This window comes from Nakamurella multipartita DSM 44233 (genome assembly GCF_000024365.1).
In the GTDB taxonomy this organism is placed as follows: Bacteria; Actinomycetota; Actinomycetes; order Mycobacteriales; family Nakamurellaceae; genus Nakamurella; species Nakamurella multipartita.
Genome location: NC_013235.1, coordinates 5785364 through 5807517, shown reverse-complemented (window position 1 = coordinate 5807517; position 22154 = coordinate 5785364). Strand labels below are relative to the sequence as shown.

Below are 22154 nucleotides of genomic sequence, written 5' to 3'. Positions count from 1 at the left end.
CGGCCGACCGGGTCGGGCCGAGCCGGCCTACCGTCGCGGCAGGGAGTCGAGCAGGTCCACCACGAAAGGCGGGATCCGATGGGTGAGGTCGTGTCGCTGGCCGGGGAGCGGGAGCGCCGCCGGATCGCGGGCAACAAGCCCACGGCTCGACCGCTGACGGCCGGGGCGCCCGGTGGGATGACGGGCGTTGGGATGACGAGCGCTGGGATGACGGCCGGGGCAGGGACGCGGACACCGGGTCCAGCGCCGGCTCGGCGCGAGCCGCTGTGGCGCGAGGTGTCCGGGGCCGTCCTGCGGGAGGAGCGCCGGCGCCAGGGCCGCACCCTGGCCGACGTCGCCGGCCGGGCCGGCATGTCCGTGCAGCACCTTTCCGAGGTGGAGCGGGGTCGCAAGGAGGCTTCCTCGGAGATGCTGGCCGCGGCCGCCGGCTCCCTCGGTCTGAGCCTGGCCGAGTTCACCCGCCGCTGCGCCGGCGCGCTGGCCCCGGCGGGGAGTCCGGCCGGCCCGGTGCTGCTGGCTGCCTGACCCCCCCGGGTTGGAGCACGCCCCGGGTTGGAGCACGCCCCCCGGGTTGGAGTTGATCATGGGAGGAGTGTCGTTATCGCGGAGCGATAACGACCCTCCTCCCATGAACGACTGGGGGCCCTTGCGGGCCGTCCCGTGGCGGCGAAAATGTTCTTGGTGCTGCCCTCGGGTTGTCTGACGTCGATGTTGATTGGTGCCGGCGAGCCTGGCCATGAACTGGACGCTGGAGGTCGGTCAGGGATCCCGTGGTGTTGCTTCGAGCACGTGACTGATCGTCTTTGCCGGGAGACCTCCCACCCGACGGCGGCACCACCCGTCACAAGGGATACCGGAAACGGAGGTAAGGCTGATGCCGGTGATCGACGACGACGAGATCGCCTACGGCCGGGTCGCGGGGATGGACATCTCCAAGCGCGATGTCAAGGTCGCGGTCCGGCTGATCGAGAACGGCCGGGTCAAACGACTCAAGGTCCGCACCTTCGCCACGACGACACCATCGCTGCTGCGGCTACGGGACTGGCTGACCGAACTGGACATCGAGCTGGTCGCGATGGAATCGACCGGGGTGTACTGGAAACCATTGTTCCTGGTGCTGGAAGACCAGTTCAGATGCTGGCTACTCAACCCGCGGGACGTCAAACGGGTACCGGGCAACAAGACCGACGTCAAGGACGCCGAATGGATCGCTCGGATGGCTCAGCTCGGGCTCGTCACACCCTCGTTCGTGCCGGACATCCCGGTGCGGGAGCTGCGGGAGTTGACCCGGTACCGCAGCAACGTGGTCCGCGACCGGACCCGCGCCGTGCAACGGCTGCAGGATCTGCTCGAATCCGCCGGGATCAAGCTGTCCAGCACGGTCAGCGACATCACCGGCAAATCGGCCACCGCGATGCTGCACGCGATGATCAACGACCCGGCCGGGGCGATGAGTGATCCCCGCCAGGTCGCGGACCTGGCGCTGGTCCGGATGCGCAGCAAGCTCCCGGAACTGACCGAGGCCCTGACCGGACACTTCACCGACCACCACGCGCGACTGGCCGCCACGATGATGCGACAGATCAACGACCTCGACACGCTCCTCACGGACCTGGACCAACAGATCGACCAGGAGATCGCCCCTTTCGCCCGAGCGGTTGACCACCTCGAGACGATCCCGGGAGTCAGCCGCCGCGCCGCGATGATCATCGTCTCCGAGATCGGGATCGACATGAGCCGGTTCACCGGGACCGACCGGCTGGCCTCGTGGGCCGGGCTCAGCCCCGGGAACAACGAATCAGCCGGACGACACCTCTCGACCCGGACCCGCAAGGGCAACCGGTCACTACGCGCAGTGCTGTTCCAGTGCGCCAAGGCCGCCGCCCGCACCCACAGCACGTACCTGGCCGCGAAGTACGCCGATCTGTGTACCCGGATGAAACCAACCAAAGCCCTGGTCGCGATCTCCAGGATCATCCTGGAGACCTGTCACCACCTGATCCGCAAAGACACCGACTACCACGACCTCGGACCCACCTACCTGAACGAATACCGCCGCCGCGACCTGGACAAGAACCGGATCCGCCGCGCCCGCACCATCCTCGAAACCAACGGCTACACCGTCACCCACAACGACGCCGCATGAACTAACCCCGCCCCGCCAACCCCCACGCCCGTCACCAACCAGCCCACACCAGCAGGCCGGCAACTCAAACACGCCCCCGTCCGAGCCGCCCGTCACCTATTTTCGACTGATCAACAGCGGGTGCGGGTGCGGGTGCGGGTGCGGGTGCGGGTGCGGGTGCGGGTGCGGTGCGGGTCCGGGGGTGCGGGTGCGGCGGGGGCGGTCAGGCCGGGCGGGCCAGGGCCGGCGGCCGGGCGCTGACGATCAGGTCGGCCAGCCCGTAGGCCACCGCCTGCTCGGCGGTGAACACCTTGTCCCGGTCGGTGTCCCGGCGCAGGGTGGCCACGTCCTGTCCGGTGTGCCGGGCCAGCACCTGCTCCATCTGCTCGCGCACCCGCAGCAGCTCGCGGGCCTGCAAGGTCAGGTCGGAGATCTGACCTTCGCCGCCGGTGGAGGGTTGATGCAGCAGCACCCGGGTGTGCGGTAGCACCGCCCGCCGGCCGGGGGCGCCGGCGGCCAGCAGGATCGCCGCGGCCGAAGCGGCCTGGCCGACGCAGGTGGTGGCCACCGGCGCCCGCACGAATTGCATGGTGTCGTAGACGGCCGTCATCGCCGACATCGATCCGCCCGGCGAGTTGATGTACAGGCCGATCTCGGCGTCGGGGTTGTCCGACTCCAGGTGCAGCAGCTGGGCGACGATCACGTTGGCGACGTCGTCGTCGATCTCGGTGCCCAGGTAGATGATCCGGTCGGACAACAGCCGGCTGAAGACGTCCACGACCCGTTCGCCGGCCGGCGTCCGCTCGATGACGGTGGGGACGGTGTAGTGCCCCATGATCAGGCCCCCAGTCCGAGGCCGATGCGGCGGCGGTCGGCCGCCGGCCGGACGTCCGAGGTCGACGCCAGCACCGCGTCGACCAGGCCGTACTCGACGGCCTGATCGGCGGTGAACCAGCGGTCCCGGTCCGAGTCCCGCTCGATGGTCGCCACGTCCTGACCGGAATGTTCGGCGGTCAGCCGGTGCATCAGCGCCTTGACGTACTCCAGGTTCTCGGCCTGGATCTGCACGTCGACGGCCGTGCCCCGGATGCCGGCGGAGCCCTGGTGCATCAGGATCCGGCTGTGCGGCAGCGCGAACCGCTTGCCGGGCGTGCCGGCGGTGAGCAGGAACTGGCCCATGCTCGCGGCCAGGCCCATGGCCAGCGTGCTCACGTCGTTGGGGATCAACCGCATGGTGTCGAAGATGGCCAGGCCGGCCGAGACCGAGCCGCCGGGCGAATTGATGTAGAGGCTGATATCGGCCCGCGGATCCTCGGCGGACAGCAGCAGCAGCTGGGCGCAGATGCGGTTGGCGATCGGGTCGTCGACCTGCTGGCCGAGCACCACGATGCGTTGATGCAGCAGCCGGCCGGCCAACTGGTCGTCGAATCCGCCGGACAGGCCAGGTGCGTCGGGCGTGGTCAGGGTGGGCATGGATCCTCCCGGGGTCGTGGGTGGCTGATCCCTCGACGATGCCGGCCGGCCCCGCCCGGCGAGCCCGAATCCGCCCTGGGTGGATCTGCCCTGGGTTGATGTGCCCGGGATTGATCGGCCGAGATCGATCGGCCCGGTCGGATCGCCGCACCCTCGGGTCGCGTTGGTCACGCTTGGGGGTGCGCCGGGCACCGATCGGGGTCCGGGACGTCTGTGCCGTCGACAGGGAGTGTGCAGCCGCCCGCCGATCCGGCACACTTCGTCCAGTTCCTGTCCAGTTCGTGTCCAGATCGACCGAGTCGGTGCTCGCCCCCCGAGCCGCCGAGGTTCGAGACCATGAGGAGTCCCGTGCCTGAGTCCGCGGCCCCGAGCCCGCCGTTGCCGGTGCGCCGCTCGGTCCCGCGGGATCGCGCGGCGGCCGGGCGGTGGGCCTGGCTGACGACCCCGCCGGGCGCCGACGGCCTGTTCGGGCCGGTCCCCACGGCGGAGCTGAGCCGGGGCCGCCGGCTGGCGATCTGGACCGTCAGCGTGGCCGCGTTCGTCGTCTACGCCTACGACTCGATCCTGCGGCACCTGCAGTACAAGACGACCATCGACATCACGATCTTCCAGCAGGCCATCGCCAACTACGCCCAGGGCCGCACCCCGAAAGTGCTGATCAAGTCCCAGGAACCGTTCAACAGCCTGGGCGATCACTTCACGCCGATCATGATGGTGCTGGCGCCGTTCTACCGGATCTGGCCGAGCGTGATGACGCTGCTGCTGGCCCAGGCGGTGATGCTGGCCGTCGCCGTGCACGTGGTCACCCGGGTGGCCGTGCGCCGGCTCGGCGGGCTGGGCTACTACATCGGTGTCGCGTTCGCCCTGTCCTGGGGCGTGCTCAAGGTGCTCGACTTCGACTTCCACGAGGCCTGTTTCACGGTCGCGTTCCTGGCCCTGGCCCTGGAGGCGCTGCTGGACGATCGGCCGGGCCGGCTGGTGCTGTGGTGCGGCGCGCTGCTGCTGGTCAAGGAGGACACCCCGCTGTTCATCGCCGGCATCGGGCTGGTGGTGCTGCTGCAGCGCCGCTGGGCCCTGGCCATCGGCCTGCTGGCCGGCTCGGTCCTGGCGTTCGGGCTGCTGACCATGGTGGTGATCCCCTGGTTCAGCTACACCGGCACGTACACCTACTTCGCGCTGGGCTCGGCCGCGGCACCGTCCGGGCCGTTCGCGCTGGGCCAGACCGTGTTGGCCAACCTGTTCAGCCTCAACGGCCTGACGTTGCTGGCGGCCCTGGCCGTGACCGCGGCGCTGGGCCTGCGCTCGCCGCTGATGCTGGTCATGCTGCCGACCCTGGTGGCCCGGTTCGCCTCGCAGCGCGAGGTCTACCTGGAGATGAAGTACTACTACGACGGCCCGCTGATGGTCGTGTGCTTCCTGGCCCTGGCGGTGGCGATCGCCCAGCGGCGGCAGCGCCGGGGCATCACCCCGCAGCGGGTGCGCGCCTTCTGGACCTCGCCGCAGGGCCTGGCCGCCGGGCTGCTGCTCGCCGTCGTCATCGACTACCAGGTGCACACCACCGAGCTGCCGATCACCGTGGCGGCCTCCCGGGAGGAGTGCCAGTTCTGCACGGCGGCCGAGCGGATCTCGGCGCAGATCCCGGACGGGGCCCGGGTGATCGCCGACGCCGGGTTGCTGGGGAACTTGACCGACCGGCATCCGGTGCTGGTCGCCGGCCCGGAATGGACCGACTCCACCCACCTGCCGCTGCAGGCCGACTGGGTGGTGCTGCGGATGGACTCCGGACCGGCCGGCGCCGACACGTCCTGGTTGACCGAGCGTCGCGCCCTGCTGCTGGCGCAGGGCTACCGCCAGCTCGATCAACAGGGGACGCTGGTCCTGCTCCATCGCGACTCGTCCTGATCGGCCCACCTCGAGCACCGCGACCCGATCGTCCGGTCCGACCTCCCGTATCCGGAATCGGCGAGGCCCGTTAAGGTCCAAGAAGTCCGGGGCGACCCTGGTCGGCTCGGGCGGGCGTGAGCACATCGTGACGAGGAGCAGCGCGCATGACGACAGCGACCCATTCCCAGGCCCTCGGCGATGCCGCGGCCAGAAATCTTGCGGACGTCACCAAGACCGTGCCGCAGATGGCAACCATCACGCCGAGATGGTTGGTCCATCTGCTGGCCTGGGTGCCCGTCGAGGCCGGCATCTACCGGGTCAACAAGGTCAAGCACCCGGAGGAGGTCGACGTCGTCTGCTCCAATTACGACGAGTCGCCCCTGCCGACGACCTTCGTGGACTACGAGGAGAACCCGCGCGAGTACCTGCTCAACTCGGTCTCCACGATCCTGGACGTGCACACCCGGGTCTCCGACCTGTACTCGAGCCCGCACGACCAGATCAAGGAACAGCTGCGGCTGACCATCGAGGCGATCAAGGAGCACCAGGAGGGCGAGCTGATCAACAGCCCGAACTACGGGTTGATCGCCCAGTGCGCCGCCAGCCAGCGCATCCCGACCATCAGCGGGCCGCCCACTCCGGACGATCTGGACAGCCTGATCGCCCGGGTGTGGAAGGAGCCGGCGTTCTTCCTGACCCACCCCGAAGGGGTGGCCGCGTTCGGTCGTGAATGCACCCGGCGGGGCGTGCCGCCGCCCACCGTGAGCCTGTTCGGCTCCCAGTTCCTGACCTGGCGAGGCCTGCCGATCGTGCCCAGCAACAAGGTCCCGTTGGAGAACGGCAAGACCAAGTTCCTGCTGATCCGCACGGGGGCCGCCCGGCAAGGGGTGGTCGGCCTGTACCAGCCCGGCCTGGCCGGAGAGCAGGGGCCGGGCCTGTCGGTCCGCTTCATGGGCATCGACCGCAGCGCCATCGCGTCCTACCTGGTCTCGCTGTACTGCTCGCTGGCCGTGCTGACCGACGATGCCCTGGCGGTGCTCGACGACGTGGCCGTCGACCGGTTCCATGACTACAGCCCGACCTACCGCTGAGGCCGCTGACCTCCCGGTGACCGACCCGGCCGGCGGGATCGCCCCGACGGGCGCGGCGCTGCCGGACTGGTTGCCGGACGAGGCGACGCTGAACCGGTTGGCCGGCGAGTTCTTCGCCGCCCTGCCCGGGACGGCGCCGGCGGCCGGGTCCAGCCTGGACGCACCGGATCCGGCGTCCGGGTCGGCGCCCCGGGCCGGCACGGGCCACACGCCGGGCGGGGTGGAGCACGCGCCCCGGGTCGACGTGTCGGCACGGTCGAACGAGATCTCCCAGGTGCCGGGGGACGGCGGGCCGGGTGCCGCCCAGCCGATCACCCAGCCGACCCCGCCGTCGGTGCCGCCCAGCCTGCCCGGGGTGGCGATCGGCGAGGCGCCGGCCGCGACCGGATTCGGCCCCGGCCGGTCGGTTCCCGACCTCGGAGAGGCGGCCACCGCGGTGCTGGGCGCGGCCGGGTTGGGCCTGACCGTGCCGGAAGGGCCGATCGTGCCCGGGCTGACCGGCCTGCAGCTGGGGGCGCCGGGTGAGCTGACGCCGGTCGGTGCCGGCCTGGCCGAACCCCGGCCCGACGCCGGCGGACCCGGGGTCGAGTCCGCCCTCAGCGGTCTGACCGGACCGGCCGGCTCCGCCGACGTCACCGCGGCCGCCCCGGTCCGCGGCGGGTTCGGCCCGCCTGCGGCCGCGCCGGATCCGGCCGGGGTGCCGTTCGCGGTGTCGGCGCTGTCCGTGCCGTTGCCGGGCGGCGAGCAGGTGCCGCCGCTGGCCGGGTCGGCCGCGCCCCTGCCCAGCGCCGGTGTCCCGGGTGTCCCGCCCAGCGACCAGGTGGCGGCCGGTCTCGGCGCCCCCAGCGGCCCGCCCGACGTGACCGCGGCATCCGCACTGCTCACCGGTGCCCAGCTGGGACCGCTGCCGCTGGGACCGGCCGGTGTCCCCGATCAGCCGCCGACCGTGCCGGGACTGCCCGGCCAGCCGGTGGACGCGGCCGAGGCGATCAGCCAGGTCCCGGTGGCCGCGCCGTTCACCCCGGCGACCGGGCTGCACCCGCCCGCCGTTCCGGCGGGGCCTGTCCTTCCCACGGCGACCGCCGGCGCGCTGCCGGCCGATCGTTCGTCCGGGGGATCGACTGGCGGATCGACGGGGGGATCGACGGGGGGATCGACTGGGGGATCGACTGAGCCGGCGCCCGGCCTGGCCGCGCCTGGGCTGCCGTCGGTGCCGCAGCCCCCGCTGCCGGTGCCGGACCCGCCGGTGCCGGTGCCGACCCCGTCCAGCCCGTACTACTTCCTGGCCGAGTCCTCGCCCTATCGCGCCGACGCCGACGCCGGCCCCGGCCTGGACTCGTTGGTCGCCGCCGCGCTGAGTCCGGTCGAAACGGACCCGGCCCAGGTGGGGGTCCCCGACCTGGACCTATCGAGTCTGGACCGACCGAACCTGGACCTGGCCGGCACGGGCCTGGGAACCGGGGCACCGGCAATCCCGCTGGCCGGCCCCGCGCTGCCCACCGCCGGCTCCGTGCCAGCGTCCGCGTCGGCGCCGTCGTTCTACTTCGCTGATCGAGCCGAGCCGGCCCGGGACCGCACGCCGCGGCCCGCCGCAGACCTGGGCGCGGACCCGCACCCGCCGTTCGACGTGCGGTTGGTGCGCCGGGACTTCCCGATCCTGGCCGAGCGGGTGAACGGGCATCAGCTGGTCTGGTTCGACAATGCCGCGACCACCCAGAAGCCGCACGCGGTCCTGGACCGGCTGGCCCACTTCTACCGGCACGAGAACTCCAACATCCACCGGGCCGCGCACGAGCTGGCCGCCCGGTCGACCGACGCCTACGAGGGGGCCCGCAAGACGGTCGCCCGGTTCGTGGGGGCCGAGTCGGAGAAGAACATCGTCTTCGTCCGGGGCGCCACTGAAGCGATCAACCTGGTCGCCAAGAGCTGGGGCAAGGCCAATGTCCGCCGGGGCGACGAGATCATCGTCTCGCATCTGGAGCACCACGCGAACATCGTTCCGTGGCAGCAGCTGTGCGCGGAGACCGGCGCCAAGATCCGGGTCATCCCGGTCGACGACTCCGGCCAGCTGCTGCTCGGCGAGCTGTCCCGGCTGCTCAACGAGAAGACCAAACTGGTCTCGGTCACCCAGGTCTCCAACGCGTTGGGCACGGTCACGCCGGTCGATTCCGTGGTCGAGCTGGCCCACCGGGCCGGCGCCTGCGTGCTGATCGACGGCGCCCAGTCGGTGCCGCACGTGCGGGTGAACATGCAGACCCTGGGTCCGGACTTCTTCGTCTTCTCCGGCCACAAGATCTACGGGCCGACCGGAATCGGCGTGCTCTACGGCCGCACCGAGGTGCTCGAATCCATGCCGCCGTGGGAGGGCGGCGGCAACATGATCGCCGACGTGACGTTCGAGAAGACGGTGTTCCAGCACCCGCCCAACCGGTTCGAGGCCGGCACCGGCAACATCGCCGACGCGGTCGGGCTGGGCGCCGCCCTGGACTACGTCACCCGGATCGGCCTGGACACCATCGCCCGGTACGAGCACCAGCTGCTGGAGTACGCGACCCCACGGATGCTCGCCGTGCCCGGGCTGCGGTTGATCGGCACGGCCCGGGATAAGGCCAGCGTGCTCTCGTTCGTGCTCGACGGGTACCGCACCGAGGAGGTCGGCGCCGCCCTCAACCAGAAGGGGATCGCGGTCCGCTCCGGCCACCATTGCGCGCAGCCGATCCTGCGCCGCTTCGGCCTGGAGGCCACCGTCCGGCCCTCGATCGCCTTCTACAACACCACCGGGGAGATCGACCGGATGGTCGCGGTGCTGCACGAGCTGGCCGCCGATCGCGGTCGCCGCTGACCCACGAGCGGAACGGGGCAGGGTTCAGGCTGCTGAGCGGGTTCAGGGCAGGGTGAAGGCCATGAACAGCAGCAGCAGGCCGCCGACCAGGTTCAGGGCGCAGACCGTCATCGCCACCCCGCCCCAGCGGCGCTGACGGCCCTGCACCAGCAGCACGATGCCGCCGATGGTGAAGGCCAGCGCGATGACGAACAGCAGGGCCCGGTAGGCGACGAGCGTCTGGCTCATCCGCGCCGCACCCCGGACCCGAGGTCGGCGCCGCGATCACAAGGGGGAGCGCAAGGGGGAGGCGGCACGCCCACATGGTAGGCAGTCGTCGGTGGCCGATCGGTCACCGGGGACAATCGGGCGGTGACCGAGCGCCCGCAGAACCCGCCGCCGCCCGCCCGCCCGGGCGCGGCCCGCCGCACCGGACGCCGGCCCTGGTACTACCGGCGCGAGCCGCTGAGCGAGCACGAGGCGGCCCGCCGGCTGTCCGCCTACATCTACGGCAACATCCTGATCCTGGCCGCCCTGGTGCCGTTCCAGGAGGACCTGGACACCGGCCGGGCGATGGCGGTGGTGATCGGCACCGCGTTGTCCACCTTCGTCGCCCACGCGTTCTCCGAGTTCATCAGCGGCGGGGGCAAGGCGCAGCCGGCCGTCCTGATCCGCGAGTCGCTGCCCATCCTGACCACGGCCACGGTGCCGATGCTGTTGCTGGCCATCTCCTGGCTGGGCTGGCCCTCGGCCTGGGTCGCGGTGCTGCTGGCCGAGCTGGTGATCGTCGTGCGGATCGCGCTGACCGGGGCGGTCGCCGCCCGCTTGAACGCCGAGAAGAGCCCACTGCGCATCCTGCTCAGCGGGGTGATCGTGGCCGGGGTGGCGCTGCTGATCGTGCTGTTGAAAGTCACTCTGACGCACTGAGCCGGCATTCCGGACACTCGGATGGTGGGCCCGCGGCCCCTGCTCTACGGTGGGGCTTCGGACCGATGGAGGTCACCTGTCGATGACGACATATGCGTTCCGGTGCCCGGAGTGCGGGCCTTTCGATGCCCGGTATCCGATCGGCACGGCGCCCGATCGCTGCGCCTGCCCGGCCTGCCGCACCGCGTCGGTCCGGGTGATTACCGCGCCGGGAATCACCGGTGGCGGCAATCCGTACCGGCGGGCCGTCGAGCAGAGCATGGCCACCGCCGATGCGCCCCAGGTGGTTTCGTCACTCCCGTCGTCGGGTCGCCGGCCGGTCGCGGTCTCGGCGAACCCGCTGCACCGCAAGCTGCCCCGGCCCTAGCCACCCGGCGGCCGGTCCCGTCCCACCCGCCCCGCTCAACGAGGAGCTGCGATGCCCGAGGTGATCTTCCCGCTCGATTCGAGCAAGAAGTTCGAGGACCAGGAGAAGGTGGGCCACAACCGGTGGCACCCGGAGATCCCGCCGGTGGCTACGGTCAAGCCGGGCGACAGTTTCCGGGTGCACTGCCGGGAATGGTTCGACGGGGCCATCGTCAACGACGACTCGGCCGACGACATCCTCAATGCCCCGCTCAAGACGGTGCACAAGCTCTCCGGCCCGTTCCGGGTGGAGGGAGCCAAGCCCGGTGACCTGCTCATCGTCGACATCCTCGACGTCGGGCCGATTCCCGGAGAGGACTCGGGACCGCTGGCCGGTCAGGGTTGGGGTTACACCGGCATCTTCGCCAAGCGCAACGGCGGCGGCTTCCTGACCGACCAGTTCCCCGGCGCCTACAAGGCCATCTGGGACTTCCGCGGCCAGATCGCGACATCCCGCCACGTGCCCGGGGTCTCGTTCGCCGGACTGATCCATCCCGGGTTGATGGGCACCGCGCCCTCGGCCGAGCTGCTGGCCACCTGGAATCGCCGCGAGCAGGCGCTGATCGACACCGACCCGAATCGGGTTCCGCCGCTGGCCCTTCCGCCGGAGCCGGAGTTCGCCGTGCTGGGCTCGCTGCCGGAGTCGGAATACGCCCGGGTGGCCGGGGAGGCCGCGCGGACCGCCCCGCCGCGGGAGAACGGCGGCAACCAGGACATCAAGAACCTGTCCAAGGGCACCCGGGTCTTCTACCCGGTGTTCGTGGACGGGGCCAACCTCTCGCTCGGCGACCTGCACTTCTCCCAGGGCGACGGCGAGATCACCTTCTGCGGCGCCATCGAGATGGGCGGCTTCATCGACCTGCATGTCGACCTGATCAAGGACGGCATGAGCACCTACGGGGTGTCGGAGAACGCGATCTTCCTGCCCGGCACCGTCGACCCGAGATTCAGCGAATGGATCGCCTTCTCGGGGACCTCGGTCACCCTGGACGGCGAACAGCGTTACCTGGACTCGCACCTGTCCTACCAGCGGGCCTGCCTGCACGCCATCGACTACCTGACCAAGTTCGGTTACTCGCCCGAGCAGGCGTACCTGATCCTGGGCGCCGCGCCGATCGAGGGCCGGCTCTCCGGGGTCGTGGACATCCCGAATGCCTGTGCCACCGTGTACATCCCGACCTCGATCTTCGACTTCGACGTGCGACCCAGCGCGTCCGGGCCGGCGCAGATCGATCCGGGCCCGGGAGCGCCGCACTCGGCCGGGTGAGCCGACCGGCGGCGATCAGCCGGGTCGGGTCCTAGTGACCCAACCCGGCGACCAGTTCGCCGTCCTCGATCCGGTCCCAGGCGTCGGTGAAGTCGTCGACGGCGGCGTGCGCGAGGTTCTGCTCGACCGCGTGCAGGCGGCCGAAGATGAATCCGGCGACGCCGTCGGTGCCGTCCTCGATGGCCAGGGTGGCCAGCAGGTCGGCGGCGCCGCGGGCGTCCAGGTGTTCCTCGACCGACTCCTGGACCTCCTCCAGCGCGGAGGCCAGCGCCGCCGCGTCCGGCCCGAGCGGGCCGACGGTCAGCTCGGTCGCGTACCGCATGCTCGCCGCCCAGTCCCGCACGTCGCGCAGCGGCGCGGTGCGGGACGGGTCGGCCAGGGCCGCGTCGGCCAGTTCCTGCAGGCGCTGCCACCCGGCGCCGAGCAGGGCGGCCAGCTCGCGCGGGGCGGCCCGGCCGGCCCGTTTGGTCAGCAGCGGCGCGGCCAGGAACTCGTCCAGCGTGCGCAGCATCATCAGGTAGTCCGCCCCGTCGAGGTAGGCGCGGGCGCGGTCGGTCGCGGCGGCCAGCCGCCGATCGCAGGCCTGCTCCAGCCGGGTGCGGGCCCGGTCCCGGTAGGGGGCGGGTTCCTCGGTCAGCTGCTCGACCAGGCGGCCCCGGGCGGACTGCACGTCGCGGGCGCCGTCCAGCAACCCGGCGGCGGTGGTCAACGCCTCGCGCAGCGGCGCGACCGCGGGGCCGTCGAACAGCGGCGCGAACACCGCCAGCGCCGAACCGATCCGCCGGCACAGGGTGCGCGCATCCAGGACGGCGCCGGTGTCCCCGTCCCGGATGGCCCGGTCCGCGGTGATCAACCGGTCGCGCTGGCGGCCCAGCGCGGTGACCACCATGTCGCCGGCGGTCTTGCCCCGGCGCGGCTCGGCCGGCCGGTAGCCCAGGGCCCGGGCCAGCTTGGACGGTGAGTCGGCCGGGCGGGCGCCGCCGGACGTCAGTACGTCGACGGTGGCGGCCAGCTGGTCGCGGGTGCCGTCGACGATCTCCACCTCGACCTCCCGCCAGCGCTGGGTGCCCTGGTACCCGTCGGCCAGGCCGGTGCCGGTGACGTGGTCGTCGGCGACCTCGATCAGCACGGTGCCGTCGGCGGCCAGCAGATGCCGCACGACGCGGTCGTTGACGATCCGGCCGACCGGACCCAGCGGCCGTCCGCGGGCGGCCCCCAGGACCAGCGCGGCGATCTGCTCGGGCACGACGCCCTCCGCGCCGGCGCTCAGCGGCAGGCCGATCTCGGTGCGGGCCCCCTGGACGGCGGGCAGCTTGAGGTGCCAGCCGGCGTCGGCGCCGCCGGTGCGGCGGCGCAGGGTGACCTTGGACCGCAGCAGGTCCAGCTGGTCGGTGTCGTAATACAGGGCGTCCAGGTGATGGCTGATCGGCTCGGCCGCACCGGCGATGCCGACGGCGGCCAGCCGCTTGCGCTTGGTCAGGGCGGGCAGCGGCGCGTCCGGGTCCAGCTCCAGCTTGGTCTCGATCTCCAGCTGCCGGGTGGGTCCGGCGGGAGCCGGGGTCGCGGGCCCGGCCCCCGAACCCGGGGTGAACTTCTTCTGACGCGCAGCCATGCCCCTTTGGTACCCGCATCCCCCGGATCAAGCCAATCGGTCGGGTCGGACCGGTGCGGTCGAGCCGCGCACTCGCAGGGTGGGGCGCAGCGGCTGTTCGGTCGCCGGCCGCGCCGGGTCGGCCATCCGGCGGACCAGGGCGCGCGCGGCCCGCCGGCCCACCTCGATGGTGGCGGTGTCCACGCTGGTCAACCACAGGTGCCGGATCTGGGCCAGCGAGGTGTTGTCGTACCCGACCATGGACACGTCCTGGGGCACTCGCCGGCCGAGTTCCTGAGCGGCGGACGTGGCGCCGATGCAGCTGGCCGGGCGATTGACGCGTCAGCTCGGCCTTTGCCATGATGTCAGGACATTTGAACAGGTCCGCAAAAGGGGACCGTCAGCCGCAGGAGGACACCGTGGTGACGAACAACGACCGGGCCACCCTCGGCGTGGCCGTGGCCGGATTCGGCTGGATGGGTCGCGTGCACACCCAGGCCTACGCCCGGCTGCGCCACCACTACCCGAACCTGCCGCTCGTGCCCGAACTGGTCGCGGTGGCCGACGAGGTGCCCGGCCGGGCCGACGATGCGGCCGGCCAGTTCGGCTTCGCCGACGCGGTCCGCGACTGGCGGGAGCTGGCCGCCAACCCGGCCGTGCAGGCGGTCAGCATCACCGCACCGAACTTCCTGCACCGGGAGATCGGCGTGGCGATGGCGCAGGCCGGCAAGCACATCTGGATCGAGAAGCCGGTCGGCCTGAGCACCGCCGACGCGCAGGCGGTGGCCGACGCCGTCGCCGTCGCCGGGGTGCAGGGCGCGGTCGGCTTCAACTACCGCAACGCCCCGGCCGTCGAGGCCGCGCGTGACCTCATTGCGGCCGGCGAGATCGGCGCCGTCACGCACGTCCGGGTCCGGTTCTTCAGCGACTACGCGGCCCATCCCGATGGCGGCCTGACCTGGCGGTACGAGCAGGCCCGCGGAGGCTCCGGGGTGCTGGGCGACCTGGCCTCGCACGGGGTGGACCTGGCCCGGTACCTGCTCGGCGAGATCGACTCGCTGGTCGCCGACACCGCCATCTTCGTGCCCGAGCGGGCCCGGCCGGCCGGCGCCACCACCGCGCACGCCCGGGCCACCGGCGGCGAGCTGGGTCCGGTGGAGAACGACGACTACGCCAGTGCGCTGGTTCGGTTCGCCTCCGGCGCGCGCGGCGTGCTGGAGGCCAGCCGGGTCGCCGTCGGCGATCAGAATGCCTACGGCTTTGAGATCCACGGCACCAAGGGCGCGGTGCACTGGGACTTCCGCCGGCTCGGCGAGCTCGGCCTGTCCACCGGAACCGCCTACCAGGACCAGCCGGTGTCGACCGTCTACGTCGCCCCCGGTGCCGGCGAGTACGCGGCCTTCCAGCCCGGGGCGGCCAACGCCATGGGCTACGACGATCTCAAGGTGATCGAGGCCGCCCGCTTCGTCCGGTCCATCGCCGAGGGGCAGCCCCACGGGGCCACCCTGGCCGACGCGGTGCACAGCGCGCAGGCCCTGGACGCCATGCTGGCCTCGGTCGAAACGGGCGCCTGGGTGCGGCTGTGATCGGTCGCGCCCGCTCGCCGCGCTGATCCAAGGTTCACGAAACCGGACTAATCCGGCGCCGAAGTGAGCCTTGGATCAGCGCGGGCTGGGGCAGCGGAAGGGTCAGCGGCCGACCCGGTTCCCGGCGCTGAACGCGACCGCGTCCTTGGCCGGAACGGTCACGGTCGCCTTGCCCGACGAGCCCACGGTCACCGTCGGTCCGTCGCAGCTCTTGCCCCGCGAGGCCTGGCTGTAGGTGCCGTGGATGACGTCGCAGTAGACGCCGGGCAGCAGCCCGGTCGAGAACGTCCGGGTCTGCGGGGTGTCGTGGTTGTTCAGCGCGATCCAGCCCTTGTTGCCCCGGCTGAAGGCGAGCAGGTTGACCCCGTCGTCGTCGACGTTGCGCACCGGCGCGTCGCCGACGAAGTTGTGGAAGTCGACCAGGTTGGCCACCCCCCGGCTGCGGTGGGTGCAAGCCCAGCCGTTGTCGCAGTTGGCGTCGGTGACGAACCCGTTGGCGTCGGCCGGGGGTGAGTCGTCCTTGTTGGCGAAGACGAAGCCGGAGTAGACCTCGGCCCGGCCGTACCCGTAGGCCAGCATGAACTCGGTGGCCAGGGTGTTGGTCGGCCCGTTCTTGTAGCTCAGCGTCGTGCCGTCCCGCTCGGTGTCGTGGTTCTGCACGAAGACCAGCGAGTGGTCACTGGGCAGCAGTCCGGCATCCTCCCCGAACACCGTCAGGTCGGTGAGGTTGCTGGTGAAGGCGGCCTTGACCTGGGTGGCGAAATCGAACCCGAGCAGGTTGCCCTGGTCCTGGAAGGCGAACGGGGTCAGCTTGCCCGGCCCGCCCGGCGGCACCTCCAGGGCGATGTACGGGCGCTTGCCGTCGACGGTGCGGTTGAGCTTCTTGACGATCGCGGCGAGATCGGCCTGGCCGATGTGCTTGGCCGCATCCACCCGGAACCCGGTGACCCCGTAGGACAGCAGCTTGTTCAAGTACCCGGCGATCTGCGTGCGCACGGCGTCGGACTCGGTCCGCAGATCGGCCAGACCGACCAGCTGGCACTGGGTGACCTGCCGGTAGTCGTTGAAGTCGTCAATGGTGTTGCTGGCCTCCGGGCAGTCGGCCGGCGAGGTGTGGAAGTCCGCGGCCGAATACAGCCCCGGGTAGTTGGTGTGGGTCCATCCGGTGGTGGCCGGGTCGTAGGAGGTCGAGCCCTGGCCCGTCATGTGGTTGATGACGGTGTCCACGATGACCTGCACGCCGGCCGCGCGGCAGGTCTTCACCATGGCCTTGAAGTCGTCCTCGCTGCCCATCCGGCTGTTCAGCGAATAGCTGACCGGCTGGTAGACCTCCCACCACGGGTGGCCGCCCCCGTCCGGGTTGTTGATGGAGTTCTGCGGCGGCGCGACCTGGACCGCGCCGTAACCGGCCGGGCCGAGAACGGTCTGGCACTCGGTGGACACCGACTTCCAGTTCCACTCGAACAGGTTGGCCACCACGTCGCCGCGCTTGGCCGTCGGATGGCTGAAGGTCGCCGGGGCCGGCTGGACCAGCGGGACCACCGACACGGTGGGCGCGCCGGCCTTCGGGTCGAAGCTGATCGTCGTCGTCGCCCCGCCGCCGGCCGCCGGCACGGTGAAGGTCACCGGCGCCGACCCCGAGCTGCTGCCCAGGGTGGCCGCCGACACCGTGTAGCTGCCCGGGGCGATGGCCCCGGTGACCAACGTGAAGACACCGTCGTGGTCGTCGTCGTAGAGCCAGCTCTGCGGGCAGGACAGGGTGTTGTCGGCCGCGCAGCCGAGCTGCCTCTGGAAGGTGCCGGAGATGGCGGCGCTGTTGATCGAGTCCGAGCCGAGGTTGGACACCGGGTCGAAGACGAACGTGACGTTCTGGCCGCCGGCCGGGATCGGCAGGGCGATGTCGCCCGACCCGCCCCGCAGGCCGAAGTTCGGGTTGTTCCAGCTGTCGTTGGTGGCGAACTTGTACCCGTAGCTCGTGGCGCCCGACCCGGAGTCGGGGATGGTCAGCGTCTTGGCGAACTGGCCGTTGGGTTGCTTGTCCAGGTGCGCGGCGGCGCAGGCCGGTTGCCAGTCGTCGGCACAGCCGATCTCCTGATCGAACGAGCCGGCGACGGTGACCGAGGTGGTCTCGGCCGCGGCGGCGGGCGCGACGACCTGGTTGATGGTCACCGCCAGGGTGGCAGCCAGCGCGACGGTACCCAGTCGGCGCAGTGCAGGTCGGGTCATGCGGTCCTCTCCGAGAACGGCGGGACACCCGGTCGCGTGGGTCGCGCACCCCGAGCGTCGGCGGTCGAGTCGAGCGAAACGTAGACCCGCTCCGACCGCCCCGCGCGCCGACGTCCGATTCGTCCCGGACGTCGTTCCGCAGGTCAGAGGGACCGTTCGGGCGCGCGCGACGGTCCCGGTCCGGGCTGGCGACCGCATCGTGCACCGATCGTGGCGCCGCTCCGGGTCCGAACGTGGCAGCCAGTGGATGGCGTCGCTGAATCGGATTAGCGGCGGTCACGCAGCGCTGCGGCGAACGGGTCACGTCACGCCGCTGCCCAATCGAGGCCTTTTCGCTGCGTGATCGACCGGCCGCTGTTACGGTCGCGGCAGCGCATGGCTGGGGGAGCGATGGTTGCCGAGTGGTCACGAATCCGTCCGACGAGGTCCGGTCCGCGCCCGGCCTCGGCCGGTTCGCCGGTGCTGGAAGCGGCGGTGACGCCGGCCGCCCCCTTCGCGCCGCTGCCGGTGGCCGGCCTGGCGGTGGGTCAGCCGGCCCTGCCCGCCCCGGCCGCGCCCGTCCTGCGGCGCAGCTTCATGCGGGGCGACAAGTCGACGGTGCGGATCGAGGCCGGAGTCGCGCCGCCGACGACGCAGGCCCTGCTGCTCGGTCGCTGGCAGGCGATCATGACCGACGAGGGTCTGCTCGAGCCCAAGACGCTCACGGACCGGGCCGCCACTCTCTTCCGAGCCGCGCATCCGCGGGTGGTCCATCTGGACAACCCGCTGGCCAAGGACACGCTCGACGACATGATCGTCAACGCGGTCCACCACTTCGCCGACGCGTCCATGAAGCTGCCCGACTACCTCAACGCCGTCCTGGGTTTCGCGATGACCCAGTGCATCTCCGAGGACCGCAAGGTGGACCTGCTCGACATCAAGGTCCGGGTGGACGAGCTGTTCCTGCCCTCGGTGGTGCAGGCCGAGCTGGCCCTGTACGGGTCGGCGTTGACCGTGCGCAATGCCGAGATCCGCGCCGCGGTGGCCGGCACGGTCGGCCACAATCCCGACCACCGCGACTCGTTGGACATCGCCGCCGCCCGCACCCTGGCCAGCCAGGCCCGGCCCAAGCTGGTCGAGCCGGACGGTCCGACGAAGCAGCTCCTGATCAGCGCCCTGGAGACGATGCCGACGGTGGTCAAGATCTACGCCGGCACGGTCGGCGACGGTGTGCTCGACTCGATGGCGGTCAACATGGACTACGCCCCGGGCGCGGCGGATCAGGCCCATTTCATGCAGTACGCGCAAGGGTTCGCCGACCGGGTGGTCAGGGCCCTGAACACGGTGCACGGAATGGTGGAGCCCGGACGCCGGCCACCGCCCGGTCGGGTGGCGACCGTGGAGATCAATCCGGACGAGGTCAAGAGCCGGTTCATGCGCTCGCCGGAGATCACCAACTTCCGGGCCGACGCCAGCCGGCTGAACGACCGGGTGCGGGCGTCGGTCCGCGACGATGTGCCGACCCTGGTGCACGAGATGGGCCACCAGGTGGAGTTCGCGCTGCCGGTCATGGTCTGGCTCGACCTCATCCAGGTCCTGCAGGATCGGTCGGGCCGCCGGCTCATCGACATCTACGGCAACGGCAAGGAGATCGCCTTCGACGCGGCCATGCCCGCGTTCAAAGAGATCTACGCCGGCACCGGTGGCCGGGACGTCGGGCCGAAGTATGCGGCCAAGATCTACGCGGACGGCGACACCGAACTGATGTCGATGAGCATGGAGATGCTCAGCCAGCCGGCCAAGGCCCGGCAGCTGATCAATCACGATCCGATCCTGGCCGCCACCATTCTGCGGTCCATCCGGCCGATCGAATTCGCGGCCACCGTGCCGGCCAACCTGCGGGCTCTGCTGCCCCGCGGGGACGTCTGACCGGCTGGTTCCCGGCCTCCTTGGGTCGCCGACCTGGGGTGATGCCCGGACTAGACTTGAGCGGAATAGACTCAACTTTTGTGCGTTGCATCATGTGGACGTCTGCGTCAGGCTGAAGAGTCGACTCCGGCGCCCGCACCGAACCACGACCCGACCGAGAAAGGCACCACACCAGCCGTGAACCTCGAGAACCTCACCACCAAGAGCCGCGAGGTTGTCACCGCGGCCATCACCGCCGCGACCAGCGCCGGTCACTCCACCGTGGAGCCGGCCCACCTGCTGGGTGCCCTGCTGGTCACCCCCGGATCGACCGCCCCCGGCCTGCTGCGCGCGGTCGGCGTCGATCCCGCGGTCGTCAAGACCCGCAACGACGCGCTGCTCGGCCGCCTGCCGCGGGTCAGCGGCAGCACCGTCGCCCAGCCCAGCCTGGCCCGGGCCGTGGCCAACGTGCTGACCGGGGCCGAGCAGATCATGCGGGCCGCGGGCGATGAGTACCTGTCCACCGAGCACCTGCTGGCCGCCCTGGCCCGGCCGGGGACCGACGCCGGCGATCTGCTGACCGGCCTGGGCGCCACCACCGACAACCTGGTCGAGGCGTTCCCGGTGGTCCGCGGCGGCGATCGCAAGATCACCAGCCAGGACCCGGAGAGCACGTTCCAGGCGCTGCAGAAGTACGGCGTCGACCTGACCGAGCGGGCCCGCGAGGGCAAGATCGATCCCGTCATCGGACGGGACTCGGAAATCCGGCGAGTAGTCCAAGTCTTGTCCCGGCGCACCAAGAACAACCCGGTGCTGATCGGCGAGCCCGGCGTCGGCAAGACCGCCGTGGTCGAAGGACTGGCCCAGCGGATCGTCGCCGGCGACGTGCCCGAGTCGCTGCGCAACAAGAAGCTGATCGCCCTGGACATGGGCTCGATGATCGCCGGGGCCAAGTACCGCGGTGAGTTCGAGGAGCGGCTCAAGGCCGTGTTGGAGGAGATCAAGAACTCCGACGGCCAAGTTGTGACCTTCATCGACGAGCTGCATACCGTCGTCGGAGCCGGGGCGACCGGCGAAGGCGCGATGGACGCCTCCAACATGCTCAAGCCGATGCTGGCCCGCGGCGAACTCCGCATGGTCGGCGCGACCACGCTGGACGAGTACCGCGAGCACATCGAGAAGGACCCGGCGCTGGAGCGCCGGTTCCAGCAGGTGTTCGTCGGCGAGCCGAGCGTGGAGGACACCATCGGCATCCTGCGCGGCATCAAGGAGCGGTACGAGGCGCATCACGGCGTGCGCATCGCCGACTCCGCGCTGGTCTCCGCGGCCACCCTGTCCGACCGCTACATCACCAGCCGGTTCCTGCCGGACAAGGCTATCGACCTGATCGACGAGGCGGCCTCCCGGTTGCGCATGGAGATCGACTCCCGGCCCGTCGAGATCGATGAATTGCAGCGAGCTGTCGATCGATTGAAGATGGAAGAGCTGGCCCTGGAGAAGGAGTTGGACGCCGCGTCGCAGGACCGGTTGACCCGGCTGCGCCGCGACCTGGCCGACCGCAGCGAACAGCTCACCGCGATGAACGAGCGGTGGGAGCGGGAGAAGTCGGGCCTGAACCGGGTCGGCGAGCTGAAGAAGGAGCTCGACGAGCTGCGCATGCAGGCCGACCGGTTCCAGCGCGAGGGTGACCTGGCCAAGGCCTCCGAGCTGCTCTACGCCCGCATCCCGGCGCTGGAACGAGAGCTGTCCCAGGCGATCTCGGCCGACGAAGCGGCCGAGGTGACCGAGAAGCCGATGGTCAGCGAGGAGGTCGGACCCGACGACATCGCCACCGTGATCGCCGCCTGGACCGGGATCCCGGCCGGCCGGCTGCTCGAGGGGGAGACCGAGAAGCTGCTGCGCATGGAGGAGGGTCTGGGCCGGCGCGTGGTCGGCCAGGCCGAGGCCGTGCGAGTGGTCTCGGATGCCGTCCGGCGGTCCCGGGCCGGCATCGCCGACCCCGACCGGCCGACCGGCTCGTTCCTGTTCGTCGGGCCGACCGGCGTCGGCAAGACCGAGCTGGCCAAGGCGCTGGCCGACTTCCTGTTCGACGACCCCCGGGCCATGGTCCGCATCGACATGAGCGAGTACTCCGAGAAGCACTCGGTGGCCCGGCTCGTCGGCGCCCCGCCCGGCTACGTCGGCTACGACGAGGGCGGTCAGCTGACCGAGGCGGTCCGGCGCCGGCCCTACTCGGTGATCCTGCTCGACGAGGTCGAGAAGGCTCACCCGGACGTCTTTGACATCCTGCTGCAGGTGCTCGACGACGGCCGGCTCACCGACGGCCAGGGCCGCACGGTGGACTTCCGCAACACGCTGCTGATCCTGACCTCCAACCTGGGCAGCCAGGCCCTGATGGATCAGAGCATGTCCGAGGAACAGCGCCGGGAGACCGTCATGTCGGTCGTCCGGGTGGCGTTCAAGCCGGAGTTCCTCAACCGGCTCGACGACATCGTGTTCTTCCACGCGTTGACCACCCAGCAGTTGGCCGCCATCGTCGACATCCAGGTCGCCGCGCTGGCCAAGCGGCTGTCCGCGCGCCGGCTGACCCTGCAGGTCAGCGACGAGGCCCGGGAGTGGCTGGCCATCGGCGGCTTCGACCCGCTGTACGGGGCGCGCCCGTTGCGCCGGCTGATCCAGTCGGCCATCGGCGATCAGCTGGCCAAGGAACTGCTGGCCGGCCGGATCCGGGACGGGCAGACGGTGCTGGTCGACGTCAACGCCGACGACCCGGGTGCGCTGGTCGTGCGCCCGCTCGACGAGAGCGTGCCCCTGACCGTGTGAATCTGACTGTGTGAACCTGACCGTGTGAACCTGACCGCTCGTCGCGGT

The 22154-nt window shown here is 71.1% G+C and carries 17 protein-coding genes; 11 read left to right on the top strand and 6 right to left on the bottom strand.

The window, feature by feature from the left end; genetic code table 11:
• The first annotated feature begins 78 nt into the window (after nt 1-78).
• The gene (locus NAMU_RS25815; RefSeq protein WP_015750281.1) at nt 79-525 is read left to right on the top strand and encodes a helix-turn-helix domain-containing protein; all 447 of its coding nucleotides are present in this window, start codon (nt 79-81) and stop codon (nt 523-525) included.
• A gap of 349 nt (nt 526-874) precedes the next feature.
• Complete coding sequence (locus NAMU_RS25810) at nt 875-2146, top strand: IS110 family RNA-guided transposase (RefSeq protein WP_015746281.1); 1272 nt, start codon at nt 875-877, stop codon at nt 2144-2146.
• A 202-nt stretch (nt 2147-2348) separates the two neighbouring features.
• On the opposite strand, the gene NAMU_RS25805 is transcribed toward NAMU_RS25810, so the two are convergent.
• The gene (locus tag NAMU_RS25805; protein WP_015750280.1) at nt 2349-2960 is read right to left on the bottom strand and encodes a ClpP family protease; all 612 of its coding nucleotides are present in this window, start codon (nt 2958-2960) and stop codon (nt 2349-2351) included.
• 2 nt (nt 2961-2962) lie between these two features.
• Nucleotides 2963-3598: a ClpP family protease gene (locus NAMU_RS25800; protein ID WP_015750279.1), complete on the bottom strand. Its 636-nt coding sequence runs from the start codon at nt 3596-3598 to the stop codon at nt 2963-2965.
• A gap of 348 nt (nt 3599-3946) precedes the next feature.
• On the opposite strand from NAMU_RS25800, the gene NAMU_RS25795 reads away from it, so the two are divergent.
• The 3 genes from NAMU_RS25795 (at nt 3947) to NAMU_RS25785 (ending at nt 9415) form a co-directional block, all read left to right on the top strand.
• A complete protein-coding gene (locus NAMU_RS25795; protein WP_169312555.1) occupies nt 3947-5500 on the top strand; it encodes a DUF2079 domain-containing protein in 1554 nt (517 codons plus the stop codon).
• 146 nt (nt 5501-5646) lie between these two features.
• Nucleotides 5647-6573, top strand: coding sequence for a family 2A encapsulin nanocompartment shell protein (locus tag NAMU_RS25790; RefSeq protein ID WP_015750277.1), 927 nt, complete (start codon nt 5647-5649; stop codon nt 6571-6573).
• Nucleotides 6574-7177: 604 nt separating this feature from the next.
• Nucleotides 7178-9415, top strand: a complete 2238-nt coding sequence (locus tag NAMU_RS25785; protein ID WP_407669265.1) for a family 2A encapsulin nanocompartment cargo protein cysteine desulfurase — start codon at nt 7178-7180, stop codon at nt 9413-9415.
• A gap of 42 nt (nt 9416-9457) precedes the next feature.
• Here the strand turns inward: NAMU_RS25785 and NAMU_RS25780 are convergent, their stop codons facing one another.
• On the bottom strand, nt 9458-9643 hold the full coding sequence (locus NAMU_RS25780; protein WP_015750275.1) for a hypothetical protein: 186 nt from the start codon (nt 9641-9643) through the stop codon (nt 9458-9460).
• A gap of 123 nt (nt 9644-9766) precedes the next feature.
• Here NAMU_RS25780 and NAMU_RS25775 point away from each other — a divergent pair, with 123 nt between their 5' ends.
• From NAMU_RS25775 to fmdA, 3 genes are all read left to right on the top strand, one after another.
• Nucleotides 9767-10321: a hypothetical protein gene (locus tag NAMU_RS25775; RefSeq protein ID WP_015750274.1), complete on the top strand. Its 555-nt coding sequence runs from the start codon at nt 9767-9769 to the stop codon at nt 10319-10321.
• A gap of 82 nt (nt 10322-10403) precedes the next feature.
• The gene (locus NAMU_RS25770; protein ID WP_015750273.1) at nt 10404-10688 is read left to right on the top strand and encodes an FmdB family zinc ribbon protein; all 285 of its coding nucleotides are present in this window, start codon (nt 10404-10406) and stop codon (nt 10686-10688) included.
• A 51-nt stretch (nt 10689-10739) separates the two neighbouring features.
• Nucleotides 10740-11993: a formamidase gene (fmdA, locus tag NAMU_RS25765; RefSeq protein WP_015750272.1), complete on the top strand. Its 1254-nt coding sequence runs from the start codon at nt 10740-10742 to the stop codon at nt 11991-11993.
• Nucleotides 11994-12024: 31 nt separating this feature from the next.
• On the opposite strand, the gene NAMU_RS27925 is transcribed toward fmdA, so the two are convergent.
• Both NAMU_RS27925 and NAMU_RS25755 read right to left on the bottom strand, forming a co-directional pair.
• Entirely contained in the window at nt 12025-13605 is a 1581-nt protein-coding gene (locus NAMU_RS27925) for a CYTH and CHAD domain-containing protein (protein ID WP_015750271.1), read from the bottom strand.
• A 27-nt stretch (nt 13606-13632) separates the two neighbouring features.
• Nucleotides 13633-13902, bottom strand: a complete 270-nt coding sequence (locus NAMU_RS25755; protein WP_083785970.1) for a substrate-binding domain-containing protein — start codon at nt 13900-13902, stop codon at nt 13633-13635.
• Nucleotides 13903-14003: 101 nt separating this feature from the next.
• Between NAMU_RS25755 and NAMU_RS25750 the strand changes: the two genes are divergently transcribed.
• Nucleotides 14004-15170: a Gfo/Idh/MocA family protein gene (locus tag NAMU_RS25750; protein WP_015750270.1), complete on the top strand. Its 1167-nt coding sequence runs from the start codon at nt 14004-14006 to the stop codon at nt 15168-15170.
• Between the two features lie 102 nt (nt 15171-15272).
• Here the strand turns inward: NAMU_RS25750 and NAMU_RS25745 are convergent, their stop codons facing one another.
• A complete protein-coding gene (locus tag NAMU_RS25745) occupies nt 15273-17396 on the bottom strand; it encodes a pullulanase X25 domain-containing protein (RefSeq protein WP_015750269.1) in 2124 nt (707 codons plus the stop codon).
• A gap of 459 nt (nt 17397-17855) precedes the next feature.
• Between NAMU_RS25745 and NAMU_RS25740 the strand changes: the two genes are divergently transcribed.
• Both NAMU_RS25740 and clpB read left to right on the top strand, forming a co-directional pair.
• Nucleotides 17856-19304: a hypothetical protein gene (locus NAMU_RS25740; RefSeq protein ID WP_041369463.1), complete on the top strand. Its 1449-nt coding sequence runs from the start codon at nt 17856-17858 to the stop codon at nt 19302-19304.
• 177 nt (nt 19305-19481) lie between these two features.
• Entirely contained in the window at nt 19482-22106 is a 2625-nt protein-coding gene (gene clpB, locus NAMU_RS25735; RefSeq protein ID WP_015750267.1) for an ATP-dependent chaperone ClpB, read from the top strand.
• Nucleotides 22107-22154 lie beyond the last annotated feature (48 nt).